At 67.6% G+C, this 12,434-nt stretch carries 16 protein-coding genes; 3 read left to right on the top strand and 13 right to left on the bottom strand.

The features are described from left to right. Positions 1-275: 275 nt before the first annotated feature. The 9 genes from QMG73_RS45610 to QMG73_RS45570 all read right to left on the bottom strand — a co-directional run bounded on the left by QMG73_RS45610 (position 276) and on the right by QMG73_RS45570 (position 7,003). The gene (locus tag QMG73_RS45610) at positions 276-452 is read right to left on the bottom strand and encodes a hypothetical protein (protein WP_281906367.1); all 177 of its coding nucleotides are present in this window, start codon (positions 450-452) and stop codon (positions 276-278) included. A gap of 73 nt (positions 453-525) precedes the next feature. Then, complete coding sequence (locus tag QMG73_RS45605; RefSeq protein WP_281906366.1) at positions 526-1,494, bottom strand: 2-hydroxyacid dehydrogenase; 969 nt, start codon at positions 1,492-1,494, stop codon at positions 526-528. Next, positions 1,491-2,501 (bottom strand): alpha-ketoacid dehydrogenase subunit beta, encoded by a 1,011-nt coding sequence (locus tag QMG73_RS45600; protein ID WP_281906365.1) that lies wholly within the window; start codon positions 2,499-2,501, stop codon positions 1,491-1,493. Before QMG73_RS45600 ends, QMG73_RS45605 begins: the two co-directional genes overlap by 4 nt. Beyond that, on the bottom strand, positions 2,498-3,517 hold the full coding sequence (locus tag QMG73_RS45595; protein ID WP_281906363.1) for a thiamine pyrophosphate-dependent dehydrogenase E1 component subunit alpha: 1,020 nt from the start codon (positions 3,515-3,517) through the stop codon (positions 2,498-2,500). The genes QMG73_RS45600 and QMG73_RS45595 overlap by 4 nt, the downstream gene beginning before the upstream one ends. Next, a complete protein-coding gene (locus QMG73_RS45590; RefSeq protein ID WP_281906361.1) occupies positions 3,510-3,749 on the bottom strand; it encodes a biotin/lipoyl-containing protein in 240 nt (79 codons plus the stop codon). The genes QMG73_RS45595 and QMG73_RS45590 overlap by 8 nt, the downstream gene beginning before the upstream one ends. Positions 3,750-3,776: 27 nt before the next feature. Next, positions 3,777-4,673: a branched-chain-amino-acid transaminase gene (gene ilvE / locus QMG73_RS45585; protein WP_281906360.1), complete on the bottom strand. Its 897-nt coding sequence runs from the start codon at positions 4,671-4,673 to the stop codon at positions 3,777-3,779. 24 nt (positions 4,674-4,697) lie between these two features. After that, complete coding sequence (locus QMG73_RS45580; protein WP_281906359.1) at positions 4,698-5,459, bottom strand: amino acid ABC transporter ATP-binding protein; 762 nt, start codon at positions 5,457-5,459, stop codon at positions 4,698-4,700. Continuing rightward, entirely contained in the window at positions 5,459-6,130 is a 672-nt protein-coding gene (locus tag QMG73_RS45575) for an amino acid ABC transporter permease (RefSeq protein ID WP_281906357.1), read from the bottom strand. Before QMG73_RS45575 ends, QMG73_RS45580 begins: the two co-directional genes overlap by 1 nt. A 12-nt stretch (positions 6,131-6,142) precedes the next feature. Beyond that, positions 6,143-7,003, bottom strand: coding sequence for a substrate-binding periplasmic protein (locus QMG73_RS45570; protein ID WP_281906355.1), 861 nt, complete (start codon positions 7,001-7,003; stop codon positions 6,143-6,145). A gap of 106 nt (positions 7,004-7,109) precedes the next feature. On the opposite strand from QMG73_RS45570, the gene QMG73_RS45565 reads away from it, so the two are divergent. Together QMG73_RS45565 and QMG73_RS45560 are read left to right on the top strand one after the other, a co-directional pair. Further along, on the top strand, positions 7,110-7,523 hold the full coding sequence (locus tag QMG73_RS45565; RefSeq protein WP_281906352.1) for a VOC family protein: 414 nt from the start codon (positions 7,110-7,112) through the stop codon (positions 7,521-7,523). Further along, the gene (locus tag QMG73_RS45560) at positions 7,520-8,206 is read left to right on the top strand and encodes a GntR family transcriptional regulator (protein ID WP_281906351.1); all 687 of its coding nucleotides are present in this window, start codon (positions 7,520-7,522) and stop codon (positions 8,204-8,206) included. The genes QMG73_RS45565 and QMG73_RS45560 overlap by 4 nt, the downstream gene beginning before the upstream one ends. Positions 8,207-8,300: 94 nt before the next feature. On the opposite strand, the gene QMG73_RS45555 is transcribed toward QMG73_RS45560, so the two are convergent. Further along, a complete protein-coding gene (locus QMG73_RS45555) occupies positions 8,301-9,245 on the bottom strand; it encodes a GlxA family transcriptional regulator (protein WP_281906349.1) in 945 nt (314 codons plus the stop codon). A gap of 72 nt (positions 9,246-9,317) precedes the next feature. Here QMG73_RS45555 and QMG73_RS45550 point away from each other — a divergent pair, with 72 nt between their 5' ends. Further along, a complete protein-coding gene (locus QMG73_RS45550) occupies positions 9,318-10,274 on the top strand; it encodes an NADP-dependent oxidoreductase (RefSeq protein ID WP_281906348.1) in 957 nt (318 codons plus the stop codon). A gap of 94 nt (positions 10,275-10,368) precedes the next feature. Here QMG73_RS45550 and QMG73_RS45545 read toward each other — a convergent pair whose 3' ends face one another. The 3 genes from QMG73_RS45545 to QMG73_RS45535 form a co-directional block, all read right to left on the bottom strand. Next, positions 10,369-10,908, bottom strand: a complete 540-nt coding sequence (locus QMG73_RS45545) for a CGNR zinc finger domain-containing protein (protein WP_281906346.1) — start codon at positions 10,906-10,908, stop codon at positions 10,369-10,371. Further along, a complete protein-coding gene (locus QMG73_RS45540; RefSeq protein ID WP_281906344.1) occupies positions 10,898-11,671 on the bottom strand; it encodes a DUF6196 family protein in 774 nt (257 codons plus the stop codon). The genes QMG73_RS45545 and QMG73_RS45540 overlap by 11 nt, the downstream gene beginning before the upstream one ends. Before the next feature lie 495 nt (positions 11,672-12,166). Further along, positions 12,167-12,434 (bottom strand): HNH endonuclease signature motif containing protein (locus QMG73_RS45535; RefSeq protein WP_281906343.1); only part of this gene is annotated, 268 nt, incomplete at its 5' end.

Raw genomic sequence — 12,434 nt, 5'->3', positions numbered from 1 at the left:
AATGATCATAGAAACTGGGCGCAACCGCGCTGACGCGCCGGATCCGGTTGCTCCGGTTGGCCTGGGCCGGATGAGTTGAGGTCCGGGTGAAAACTGGTTCTTGGTTCGCTGGGTTTCCCCTCTTCGAGACGCGGGAGCAAACGCGGACCGAGACGCGGGGCGGACGCTGCCCTCCGGCCACCAGACTGCGGCCCGCGGCGCTACGGTCACGCCCGCGCCGCCGCGAGACCGCCTTCCACAATCGCGACCGCGAGGGGCCCGCACAGCCGCTGTCCTCACGGTCTCCGCTGGCCGGTGGCCAGCACGAAGAGCGCGCCTCCGTACGCCACCATCAGCTCATCGATCGCGGCGGCGAGTGCCGGTCGCCTCAGGCCCTCCAGCCGTAGCTCAAAGATGGCCAGGTACCGCGAGCGGTGCTGGCGCGCGGCCATCGTGGCCCTGCCGGCCGGCATCCGGTCGATGCAGCTGGTCCGGCCGAACTGGAACGCTACGCACAACCTACCCAACGGCCACGACCACAGCGAATTAGCTCTGGATCGGCGTGAGTGGATCCTGTCCATTGAGGACGGCAGCGATGTTTCGGCAGGCCAGCTCGGCCATGGCGGCGCGGGTTTCACTGGTCGCGCTGGCGATGTGCGGGGTGAGGACGGTGTTGGGCAGCTCGCGCAGGCGGCGGTGCACGTGGGGCTCGTGTTCGAACACGTCGAGTCCGGCGGCGAAGAGATGGCCCGAGGCGAGTGCCTCGGACAGCGCGCCCTCGTCGACAATGTTTCCCCGTGCCGTGTTGACGAAGAGCGTGCCTGGTTTCATCGCGGCGAACTCCTGCCTGCCGAAGAAGTGATGGGTCGCGGCGGTCGCGGGTAGGTGCACGGTGATGATGTCCGAGCGGGCCAGCAGTTCGGCCAGCGGTGTCGCGGTCGCGCCGGGTACGGTGCGGGCACGATTGCTCGAAGCGGTATGGAAGAGGACGGTCATTTCAAAGCCGGCGGCCCGGCGCGCCACGGCTTGACCGATCCGGCCGAAGCCGACGATACCGAGTGTCTTCCCGGTGATCTCGCGACCGAGCAGGAAGTCGGGTGCCCACGACCAGGGTGTGCCGGCGCGCTGCACCGCATCGCCTTCGACGATCCGCCGGCCGGCGGCCAGGATGAGCGCCCAGGTGGCGTCCGCGGTCGCGGCGGTCAGTACGTCCGGGGTGTTGGTGGCGACCACTGCATGCTGCTGGCATGCACTCAGATCGATGTTGTCGTGGCCGACGGCGTAGTTCGCGACGATCCTGAGGTCTGGGCCGGCGGTCTCGAGGAGTTCGGCGTCCACACGGTCGGTGAGCATGGTGATCACCGCAGCGCGGCCGGCGACCTTGCGCAGGAGCTTCTCGCGTGGCATGAGTCCGGCTCCCGGCCAGGTTTCGACGTCGATGTCGATGCCGGTGAGGTGGCGCAGCAGCGCGGCGACGTCCGTGGGTAGGCGCCGGGTGACGAGCACCGAAGTCATGATTGGCTGGTCCGGATACCGGCCGAGGTGGGTACCAACTGTGCGATCGCCCGGACGAGGTCATCCTCGTCCGGGATGACCTCGCGCTCCAGTTCCTCGGCGTAGGGGATGGGTGTGCGGGCGCCGGCGACCCGTACCGGCGCGGCATCGAGGTGGTCCCAGCACTGCTCGGTCAGCGAGGCGGCGATCTCTGCCCCGAAACCGAAGTCGCGGGGTGCTTCGTGGGCGATGAGGAGCCGGCGGGTCTTCGCGACGGACCTGGCGATGGTGTCCAGATCGAGCGGGTAGAGGGTACGCGGGTCGATCACCTCCAGGTACACCCCCGTCTCCGCCGCACGCGCGGCGACGGCGAGCGCACGGTGCAGCATGAGTTGGGTCGCCACGATGGTGAGGTCGCTGCCCTCACACGCGACGCGGGCCTTGCCGAACGGCACCGGCTCGCGGCGCACCGGACCGCGAACGTTGTAGAGCGCCTTGTGCTCAAGGAAAATCGTGGGGTTGGGGCTTTGGATGGCGGTGCGGAGCAGTCCGTACGCGTCGTCCGGTGTCGCCGGCAGAACGACCTCCAGGCCGGGGATGTGGGCGAACAAGGTCTCCAGCGACTGTGAGTGTTGTGCGGCCTTGCCGATGCCGGATCCGCCGTTGCTGCGGATGACGAGCGGCACCTGGAACTGGCCGTTGAACATGTACCGGGTTTTGGCCGCCTGGTTCACGATCGGGTCCATGGCGAGCAGGCTGAAGTCGGAGTACATGATCTCCACGACGGGTCGGCACCCTTGAATGGCGGCACCGACGCCGGCGGCGACGATCGCCTCTTCGCTGATCGGGGTGTCTCGGATCCGGTGCGTGCCGAACTCGTCGGCGAGCCGCTTGGTGACGCCGTATATGCCACCCCCAGTGGCCCACTTGGTCAGGTCTTCCCCCATGACGAAGACGCGGTCATCGGCGGCCAGCGCATCGCGCAGGGCGGCGTTGAGGGCGCGCCAGATGGCAAGGTGCTCGGTCATCGTGCCTCCTGGTGAACGTCGGGTTGGTAGACGTCGAGGTATGCCGTCGCGACCGGGGGCGCGGCCGAGCGGCGCGCGAACTCTTCGGCCTGGTCGACCAGCTGCGTGGCGGCGCGTTCGACGGTCTCCACCGCGTCAGGTCCCATCAGCCCGCGTTCGACGAGCTCGGCCGTCAGCCGGGGGATGGGATCGCGGGCTCGCCACCGGTCCACCTCGGCGGAGTCGCGATAGATCTCGGTGTCACCCACCATGTGTCCGAGAAACCGGTAGGTGTCCGCGACCAGCAGCGTGGGTCCCTGTCCGGTGCGTGCCCGGCCGACGGCCGATGCGGCTGCCCGGTACACCGCCGCGACGTCCATCCCGTCGACCGCGTGGGTCGGGATTCCGTATGCGTTGGCGCGTGCCGTGAGGTCGGGATTGGCGACCATGTCACGCAGAGCGGCCGACTGCGCGTACTGGTTGTTCTCGCATACGTAGATCACCGGGAGCGACCAGATCGCGGCGAGGTTGAGCGACTCATGGAAGATCCCCTGGTTGATCGCGCCGTCGCCGAAGAAGGCGACGCTGACGTTGTCCTGCCCGCGCAGCTGTGCGGCCAGCGCCGCCCCGGTGGCGACGCCGATGCTGGCGCCGACAATGCCGTTCGTGCCGAGGATGCCGTGCGGAGCCACACCGGCATGCATGGAGCCGCCCTTGCCCCCGCAGTATCCGTCGCTACGGCCGAAGATCTCCGCGAGCAGGCGGCCGGGCTCGGCTCCTTTGGCAAGGCAGTGTGCGTGTCCCCGATGTGTACTGGCGATGGTGTCATCAGTGCGGAGCGCGATCGCCACGCCGACCGCGACCGCTTCCATGCCGACGCCGGGATGTGTCGAACCGCGGATCAGGCCAGCTGCGGCGTACCCCGCCAGGCGCGACTCGAACTCCCGGATGAGCCGCATCAGGTCAAGCGCGTGCCGTCCCAGGCGCGGGTAGGGAAAATCCGTCACCACGGTGGTGCCTCCCGGATGATTAGCCATCGGTGATTCTCGCGATGTGGGTGTTGGCCGGCACGACTTCTCCGGCGGCCGTCAAGCGGGTCAGCCGGCCCGCGGCGGGCGCCGTGATCTCCATCAGCAACTTGGCCGTCTCGATCTCGGCGACCACGTCGCCTTCCGATACCTGGCCGCCGTCGTCGACTAGCCACTGGACGATCTCGGCGTCGCCGTCCTCGCCCACGAGGTCGGCGGCGATCACGATGTCGATCTCCATTTCGCTCCTTCCGGTCACCGGCCCACGTCAGGCGTCGACCCTGGTCCCGTTGTCTCCCGTGGCGAGAAGCCGCTGGTATCCATCTCGAAGCTGGCTGAACACCCGTCCTGGGTGGCCGTCTCCGATCCGTCGCCCGTCGATCTCGACAACCGGCAGCAGGCCGCCCGCGGTGCTGCAGAAGAACACCTCGTTGGCCGTGTACAGGTCGTACAGCTCGATGGTTTCGGCCAATACCTCGATGCCGGCGTCCCTCGCCAGCGACATCACGGTGTTTCGGGTGATGCCTTCCAGAATGTCCTGCCACGGCGTGCGTATCCGGCCGTCGCGTACCGCGAAGACGTTGTAACCGGGTGCCTCACAGACGTGCCCGTGGATGTCGAGCAGCAGAGCCTCGTCGGCGCCCGCGGCGCGTGCTTCGAGCTTTGCCAGGACGAGGTTGAGGTAGTTCAGGCTTTTGATGTGCGGATCGAGGACCTGGGCGGGGGGACGCCGGGTGGCGGCTGTCTTCACCCGCAGCCCGTCGCGGACCCGGTCCGGATTCGCCATGTAGAGGTACGGGCGGGCGAAGCAGATGATTCCCGGGACACATCCGGTGGGATCCAGCAGCGGTTGGTCGTTCACGCCGCGCGTGACGATGAGCTTGACGTACGCGTTTTCCAGCCCATTGCGCCGGATGGTCTCCAACACGATGCCGGCGAGTTCGGACCGGGTGTACGGCGGGTCGAGGCAGATCGCGGCGAGGCTGCGGAACAGCCGGTCGAGGTGTGCCTCCAGTTCGAAGACGACGCCGTTCCACGCCACCGCGGTCTCGAACACCCCGTCTCCGTAGAGGACGGCGTGGTCGAGCACGCTGATGCGGGCCTGCGACTGAGGTACATAGTCGCCATTAACGAAGATGATGGGTTCGGGGGGCGATCCGGTCATGAATTCTCCTTGAAACACGCTGGTTCAGCGTTGGATGACCCGGCGCAGGAAGCTCTGCGTCCTCGGGTTGGTGGGTTCGGACAGGACCTGCTTCGCCGGCCCTTCCTCGACGACGCTGCCCTCGTCCATGACGACCACCCGGTCGGCCGCATCGCGGGCGAAGCCGATCTCGTGGGTGACCACGACCATCGTCATCCCGTCCGCAGCGAGGTCACGCATCACGGCAAGAACCTCGCCGACCGTCTCGGGATCCAGGGCACTGGTCGCCTCGTCGAACAGCATGGCCTTCGGACGCATGGCGAGGGCGCGGGCTATCGCCACCCGCTGCTGCTCGCCGCCGGAGAGGTGTTGCGGATAGTGCTGTGCGCGGTGCGTCAACCCGACCCGCCGCAACAGTTGGTGTGCCTGTTCCGTCGCTTCGTCCACAGTGACGCCCCGGACATGCACCGGCGCCTCGATGACGTTGCCCACCGCGGTCATGTGCGGAAACAGGTTGTACCGCTGGAACACCATGCCGAGTTCGGCGCGCAGCGCGCGCAGATCGGGGCCGTGCAGCTGGATGTCGGGCTGCCCGGGATCCCCCTTGCGCACCAGCAACGTACCCGCGACGGTGATCTCGCCCCGGGTGATCTCCGCGAGCCCGTTCAGGCAACGCAGCAGGGTCGACTTGCCCGATCCGCTGGGCCCGATGACCGCGACGACCTCTCCTGGCGCGACGGTCACGCAGACGTCCCGCAGTACCTCGTGAGGCCCGTAGTGCTTGAACAACCCGGTCGCTTCGATCATCACACACCCGCCGGGGTCGAGACACTGACGCGGCGTGACAGGCGCCGCTCGAACCATCGCACCAACAACGACGCCGGATAGCTGATCGCGAAGTACATGACGAAGGCGACCGTGTATAGCGGCAGGTACTCATAGGTGGTCGACGCGAGCGAATCGGTCCTGAACATCAACTCCTGTACGGTGATGGTCGACACCAGCGCGGTGTCCTTGAATATGGCGATGAAGTAGTTGCCGACCGGCGGCACCGCGATTTTGAACGCCTGCGGAAACACGATCCGGCGGAACGCCAGAGCCCTGCTCATCCCCAACGTCGTGGCGGATTCCCACTGGCCATGGTCCACCGCGTCGATGGTGGCTCGATAAACCTCGGAGAGGTAGGCGGCGTAGTTCAGCGACAGCGCGGAGACTCCCGCCACGACGGGGGAAAGGTACACGCCGGCCTCGGGGAAGACGAAGTAGATGAAAAACAGTTGCAGGAGGAGCGGAGTGCCACGGAAGAAGTCCACGTACGCCCGGATGAGGATCCGCACCGCCAAGAATCGGGAACTGCTCAGGAGGGCGATTCCGAGCCCGACAACCATGGCTATCAGCATGGATACGACGGCCAGCACGATTGTCAGCCACGCGCCTCGGAGCAGTTGAGGACCGTAGTCCCGGATGAGGGCGATCATTGACTCACCCGCTCATGCCGGTGGAGCGCAGCAGCCGGGGTACGGCTCGTACTTCTCGGCGGGTGTGAGTCCCCACTTCGCGAAGATCTGCGACAGCGTCCCGTCCCGTGCGACCTGCTGGTTCCCGTCGTTGAACGCGTGCCGCAGGGCGACGTCGCCCTTGCGGAACGCGGCCCCGACCGTGTAGTCGCCGATGGGCAGTTTGTAGTTGATGACCTCGATGCCGAGGGACGGGTTCGCCTTTATCATGGCCGCGGCGACCATGTCGTCGAACGCGCCGGCGTCCAGCCTGCCCGCCTCGAGGTCAGCGACGATCTCGGTGATGTTCTTGTATTCCTTGACCCGGATGGTGGGATCCTTCTTCGCCAGTTCCTTGAGATAGTCCAACTGGACCGTCCCCTGGTAGGAGCCGACCGAGTGGCCGCCGAAGTCGTCCTGGGTCAGAATTTTCGCCCGATTCCCCTTGGGGACCACAAGCGCCTGACCGGCCCGGTACATCGGCGCGGAGAAGTCCACTTCCTTGGACCGCTTGATGGTGATGGCGATGTTGTCCCCGATGATGTCGCAGCGGCGGGAGTTCAACGCCGGGATGATTCCCGAGATGGGTACCTCGTAGAGCTCAACCTTCGGGACGCCGATCCGTTCGGCGATCGCCTTGATCATGTCGTAGTCCGTGCCCGTCAACTGGCCGGATTTGGGATCACGGTAGAAGTACGGGACGTCGTTGGACGAACACACGGTCAACTTTCCGGCACCGCGGACCCGCGAGAGCGATCCGTCGTCCTTGCCGACCGCGTCGGGTGAGTTGTTGCCACCACAGGCGGCCAGAGTGGTCACGATGGTGGCTACCGCCAGTGTGAGCGTTATCCGCACGGCTCGGCTCCTTCCGGTCTGGTCCCCCATTGGCCTGAAAGCCTGCTCCCGAGGTTGGTCACTTGTCAACGGTTGATGGTTAACCAAATACTGGTAGCATGGCCTCATGGCCCCATCACTGGCAGTCGACCATTTCGTCCTCGTCGCTCGGGACGTGGAGGCGACCATGCGCTTCTATGTAGACGTGCTCGGCGGTACGCCGAGGCACGTCGCCGAGTGGCGGGCCGGCGAGACACCTTATCCATCAGTGCACTTCGATGGATGGAAGATCAACATTCATCCGGTTGAGACCGAGGCGACGCCCCGGGCGCGGACGCCTCACGCGGGAAGTGCGGACTTCTGCCTGCGGTTTCCCGGACCGGTCGCCGACGCCATGGACTTGTTGCAGCGGCACGGCATCGACATCGAGCACGGCCCGACACGGGAAGAGTGCGCCATGAACTGGGCCACCAGTGTATATTTCCGTGACCCCGACGGCTGCCTGGTCGAACTCGCCTGCCCCCCGGAAGAGAGCCGATGAACGATCCGAGCCGCCGCATCACGTTCACCGGCCTCGGCGACGAGGTCACGGAACGCCTGCGCAACGACATCCTCGCCGGGCGATACCAGGACGGCGACCATCTCGTGGAACGGGACATCTCGGAGGAGTTCGGAGTCAGCCGCGGTCCAGTCCGCGACGCGCTGCGCCAACTCGACAAAGAGGGCCTGGTGCAGGTGCTGCCGCGGCGCGGCGCCCGAGTCGCGACCCTCACCCGTACCGACGCGGCCCAGGTCATCGAGATAAGGCAGGCGCTCGAACCGGTCGCGGTCCGTTTCCTACTCGCTCACCGAGATCCGCACCGCCTCAGTGCCCTGCGCGAGGTGCTCGACCGGATGGCCCAGGCCACCGAAGACGACGACTGGGCCCACCTGGTAACCCTCGACATGGAGTTCCACGCGACCATATTCGGGCTGGCCGACAGCCCGATGCTGCTTCGCATGTGGGAAAGCCTGCGCCTCCCGCTACTGCAGACCTTCCGCATGCACCGGCAGTTCTACGACTCCAGCGCACAGGTCTTCCGCACACACCGCGAACTCTACGAGGTCATCGCCGCAGGCGATCCGGCAAAGGCCGAGGCCGCCGCCGCTTATCACGTGGTCGATCTTCGCGACTACCTGCTCAAGCATCTCGAGGCCAACCCCGGCATGGGAACTGACGGGTGACCGGCCCGCTGTCGCGATCGAGAACGTGGCGCTGCCCCTCGGTTCTGGCGCGGGCAACCTCAGAGATGTCAGAACCGCTCGGGCTAACTGCGGGTCAGCGGTCGCCCGTGGCCTGAAAGGTGCGGCGGTATGCGTGCGGTGAGACGCCGATCGCGGCGTGCAGGTGCTGCCGCAGCGACGCGGCCGTCGCGAAGCCCACCCGGCTGGCGATCTGCTCGACCGGTAGGTCGCTGGACTCCAGCAGCTCCCGCGCCCGGGCGATCCGCTGCTGGATCAGCCACCGTCCCGGGCTTATCCCTACCTCGTCGCGGAACCGGCGGGCGAACGTCCGCAGGCCCATCCGGGCATGTCCGGCGAGGTCGGTCAGTGTCAGCGGCTCGTCCAGCCGCCTAAGCGCCCAGTCCCGGGTCGCCGCCGTCCCGGCTCCCGACGGCTCGGGCACCGGCTGCTCGATGTACTGCGCCTGCCCGCCGTCGCGCCACGGCGGCACCACGCACCGGCGCGCGACGCGGTTCGCTACCTCGCTACCGTGGTCCTTGCGTACAAGGTGCAGGCACACGTCCACGCCGGACGCGGCCCCGGCCGAGGTGAGGATGTCGCCGTCGTCGATGAACAGCACGTCCGCATCCAGGGCCACTTTGGGGAACAATTCCCGGAACCGGGCCGCCAGATTCCAGTGCGTCGTGGCCGGACGCCCGTCGAGCAGGCCGGCCGCAGCGAGCGTGAAGGCGCCGGTGCAAATGGACACGAGGCGCGCGCCGGCCGGGATCAGTGCAAGCGCGTCCGCCACTGGCGCCGGGAGCTGCGCCGAGGCCGGAGCCGACTGGTACGGCGGGATCACCACCGTGTCGGCGGTGGCCAGTGCCTCCGGCCCGCTCTCAGCGGTGATCGCGAAGTCCGCGGAGGTACGCACCGGGCGGCCGTCGATCGTGCAGGTGACCACCTCGTATCGGCCGTCTGCGGTGCCGAAGACGCGCTGCGGGATGCCCAGCTCATACGGATAGACCCCGTCGAGCGCCAGGACGACGACACGATGCATGGCACGATCCTATCGGTCAATGGCATTCATGCCACTCCCGCCCGGCCGCCCCAGCGTCGCAAGCTGGGGCACATGAACGACACCACCACCATGCGCGCGATCAGCCAGGACGTCCTCGGCGGCCCCGAGGTACTCAAGGAAGTCCGGCTACCACGGCCGACGCCCGGGCCCAGCGAGCTCCTCGTCCGAGTACACGCGGCCGGGGTCAACCCCACAGACTGGAAGCACCGCAGCGTCCCCGGGCTCTTCCTCGGCGAGCCGCCGTTCGTCCTCGGCTGGGACGTCTCCGGCGTGATCGAGGCGACCGGCGCCGGCGTCACCCTCTTCAAGCCGGGCGACGAGGTCTTCGGCATGCTGCCGTACCCGTACGGAGTGGGCTCGCATGCCGAATACGTCACCGGCCCCGCCCGGGCCTTCGCACCCAAGCCGGCTGCCATCGACCACGTGCAGGCCGGCGCCCTGCCGCTTGCCGCCCTCACCGCCTGGCAGGCCCTCGTCGACACCGCCCACCTCGAAGCCGGCCAGCGGGTGCTGATCCACGCAGCGGCCGGCGGCGTCGGCCACCTCGCCGTGCAGATCGCCAAGGCCCACGGGGCGTACGTGATCGGTACCGCAAGCGCTTCCAAGCATGACTTCGTACGTGCCCTGGGTGCGGACGAGGTCCTCGACTACCACACCACGGACATCACCAAGGCCGTCCAAGACGCCGACGTCGTCCTGGACTCCCAAGGCAGCGACCACGCCATCCGCTCCCTGCACAGCCTGCGCCCAGGCGGCATCCTGGTCTCCCTCCGGCTCGATGATGGGATTCCGGCGCTCGCCGAGGATGCGGCTCGGCTCGGTGTGCGCGCAGAAGTCATGCTGGTGGAGGACGACCACGCCGGGATGGCGGCAATCGCCCACCTTGCGGCCGACGGCCGGCTGCGCGCCCGGATCGCCGGCACGTTCGAGCTGGCGAACGCGGCGAAGGCGCACGAACTCGGAGACACGGGCCGCACCGCGGGGAAGCTGGTGCTGACCGTGCAGTGAGGGGGCAGGCGGTCACCGGAGGTGGACGCCCAGGTGACCGCCTGTTCGTGACTGGCTGGACGCATCGCGTCCTGACCAATCACCTGTCGTTTCCTCAGCCCGAGGTCCTCGCTTGACGGGCGCGATTGCTGTGGGTGCGGACCCGAGCGCGGTTGCCGCAGACGGCGCTGTCGCACCAGCGGCGGTCCGGCCGGGAGGCGACGAAGAGTTTGCGGCATTCCAGCCCCTCGCAGGCCACGAATGGCGGTCCGGTCAGCAGGAGGTCGAGCGCGGCGTGGGTGAGATGCTGCGCGATTACCGTTGCTGGGGCGGCATCCGGTGCCAGGGCGAGTGTGGGGCGACCATCCCGCCAGCGCAGGTCAAGGCTCGACATTGAACGGGCGAGTTCCAGCAACCTTCCGGTCGCCTCCGGTTCGCGGTGCTCTTTGCCCGCGGCACTGCGCAGGAGCATCTGCACGTCGTCCCGCGTCGACCGGAGGAGGGCAAGGCCATCGTCGTCGACGGCGTGACCGGCCCGGCGGAGGCCGGGCCAGGGGTCGACCCAGGCCCGCCATTGCACGAGGGTCGTGATGCGGTCCTTGCCGGCCGACGAGCGCGTGTTGGCGAACGCGATCGCGACAGGTTCAGGCAGCATCGCTCTGCTCGATCGATCGGAGCACGTTGCGGCCCGTCGTGCCGTCCGACCAGGTGTACTCCTCGGACAGCAGCAGTCGTCCGTCAGCGGTCTGCTCGACGTGCATGGTGGCCATGCCGGACCGGGGTCGGCCGTCGGTGCCCAGTTGGGCGTATGAGGTCGTCACGCGGTCGTGTTCGCGACGCCCGACGAGCGTGCCTCTCACGATTTCGCCTCCGGTGTAGCCGGCCTCGACCTGGCCGCCCTGCTCGCGGAACTCGAACCGGGTGTCGCGCGAGATCGCGCTGGTGGGGGAGGTCTCCACGACCTCGAACACGTGCAGGTCAAGATCGAGCGGATCCGCGGCGATCGGCTGGCCCAGTTCGTCGATCAGGGCGCGGACGGCGTCGGCGATGTCCAGCGGGTAGCCGAGGTAGTCGAAGATGCCGCCGCGGCGCGGGTTGTCGCCGCAGATGACGAACACGCCGCTGCCCAGGCGCTGCTTGATCGTCGTGGCCAGCCAGCCGACGTAGCCGCTGTTGTCGAGCTGCGGCGCGAACGTGGTCAGCGTGACACCGAACTGCTCGGCGGCGTCGGCTGTCGCGGGTATGAGGGCGCACCAGCCGTCGTCGTCACGCACCGTGGCGAGGGCGTCAGCGGGTAGGTGGCTTTCGATGCGCTGGAAGCACCACGATCCCGGCAGATGAACGAGTCGCGCGGCACGAAGCACCGACCTGAGTCGCCGCTGCGACTCGACCGGACGCTCGTGAGAGATCGAGACCATGCGGGCAGCATAGCTAATGCCTTTTCCCATTAGTAGACCCAGTAGAGCGAACTCTTCGTTCGCGCTGCGTTCGCTGCCAAAGCAGCGACCTCACCAACGAGTTCGTGAGCCAAGTCGTCCTCGATGGCTTCGCCTTGCTCGGACCGTCGAGGTTGCCGTAGGTGGCCCGGCCAGCCGATCGCCTTCACCCGGCCGACCGGCAAGCTCGTCCGGCACGAGACCGCGCCGTACCACGTATTCGTGGGAGACGAGACGGCCGCCGTCGCCTTGACGCGCTACGGGCTCTCGACCTGCCTGCCTGCCCGGGCGTGGCCTACATCGCCGGCGAAGCCCGCGACTGTCAGGTGGCACGACGCCACCTCATCGCCGATCCATGCTGCGGGCTGGCGGCGGGTTGTGGAAACGCGGTGGGTGAGGCCGCGGGAGCGACGGTATGGCGCACGACGGTTGCCGCGGTAGCTCAAGGCCCGATCTTGAACCTGACCTCAGAGTGCTCTAGGTCTCTGGTCGTGGTTCGGGTGGGACGAGGTAGGTGTGGCCGAGGGCGGTGTGCCATTGGAAGAGGCCGGGTGCGATTTGGTGGTACTCCCAGTCTCCGTGGTGTTTGAGCCCGTGGTCATGGCGGCAGAGGGTGCCGAGGTTGCGCTCTTCGGTGGGTCCGCCGTGTGACCAGTCGCGGATGTGGTCGATGTCGGCGCGGTGGGCGGGCACCCGGCAGCCGGGTGCTCGGCATGTCCGATCTCGTGCGCTGATGTAGTCCGCC

The sequence above is a fragment of the Phytohabitans aurantiacus genome (assembly GCF_027923225.1).
Classification (GTDB): Bacteria; Actinomycetota; Actinomycetes; order Mycobacteriales; family Micromonosporaceae; genus Phytohabitans; species Phytohabitans aurantiacus.
Note: the sequence above shows the minus strand (reverse complement) of the source record. Positions and strands in the feature narration are given on the sequence as shown.

Excerpts from the sequence above, each read along its gene's own strand:
- QMG73_RS45610 (WP_281906367.1), bottom strand. The coding sequence starts at position 452 with ATGCCGGCCGGCAGGGCCACGATGGCCGCGCGCCAGCACCGCTCGCGG.
- QMG73_RS45605 (WP_281906366.1), bottom strand. The coding sequence starts at position 1,494 with ATGACTTCGGTGCTCGTCACCCGGCGCCTACCCACGGACGTCGCCGCG.
- QMG73_RS45600 (WP_281906365.1), bottom strand. The coding sequence starts at position 2,501 with ATGACCGAGCACCTTGCCATCTGGCGCGCCCTCAACGCCGCCCTGCGC.
- QMG73_RS45595 (WP_281906363.1), bottom strand. The coding sequence starts at position 3,517 with ATGGCTAATCATCCGGGAGGCACCACCGTGGTGACGGATTTTCCCTAC.
- QMG73_RS45590 (WP_281906361.1), bottom strand. The coding sequence starts at position 3,749 with ATGGAGATCGACATCGTGATCGCCGCCGACCTCGTGGGCGAGGACGGC.
- ilvE (WP_281906360.1), bottom strand. The coding sequence starts at position 4,673 with ATGACCGGATCGCCCCCCGAACCCATCATCTTCGTTAATGGCGACTAT.
- QMG73_RS45580 (WP_281906359.1), bottom strand. The coding sequence starts at position 5,459 with ATGATCGAAGCGACCGGGTTGTTCAAGCACTACGGGCCTCACGAGGTA.
- QMG73_RS45575 (WP_281906357.1), bottom strand. The coding sequence starts at position 6,130 with ATGATCGCCCTCATCCGGGACTACGGTCCTCAACTGCTCCGAGGCGCG.
- QMG73_RS45565 (WP_281906352.1), top strand. The coding sequence starts at position 7,110 with ATGGCCCCATCACTGGCAGTCGACCATTTCGTCCTCGTCGCTCGGGAC.
- QMG73_RS45560 (WP_281906351.1), top strand. The coding sequence starts at position 7,520 with ATGAACGATCCGAGCCGCCGCATCACGTTCACCGGCCTCGGCGACGAG.
- QMG73_RS45555 (WP_281906349.1), bottom strand. The coding sequence starts at position 9,245 with ATGCATCGTGTCGTCGTCCTGGCGCTCGACGGGGTCTATCCGTATGAG.
- QMG73_RS45550 (WP_281906348.1), top strand. The coding sequence starts at position 9,318 with ATGAACGACACCACCACCATGCGCGCGATCAGCCAGGACGTCCTCGGC.
- QMG73_RS45545 (WP_281906346.1), bottom strand. The coding sequence starts at position 10,908 with ATGCTGCCTGAACCTGTCGCGATCGCGTTCGCCAACACGCGCTCGTCG.
- QMG73_RS45540 (WP_281906344.1), bottom strand. The coding sequence starts at position 11,671 with ATGGTCTCGATCTCTCACGAGCGTCCGGTCGAGTCGCAGCGGCGACTC.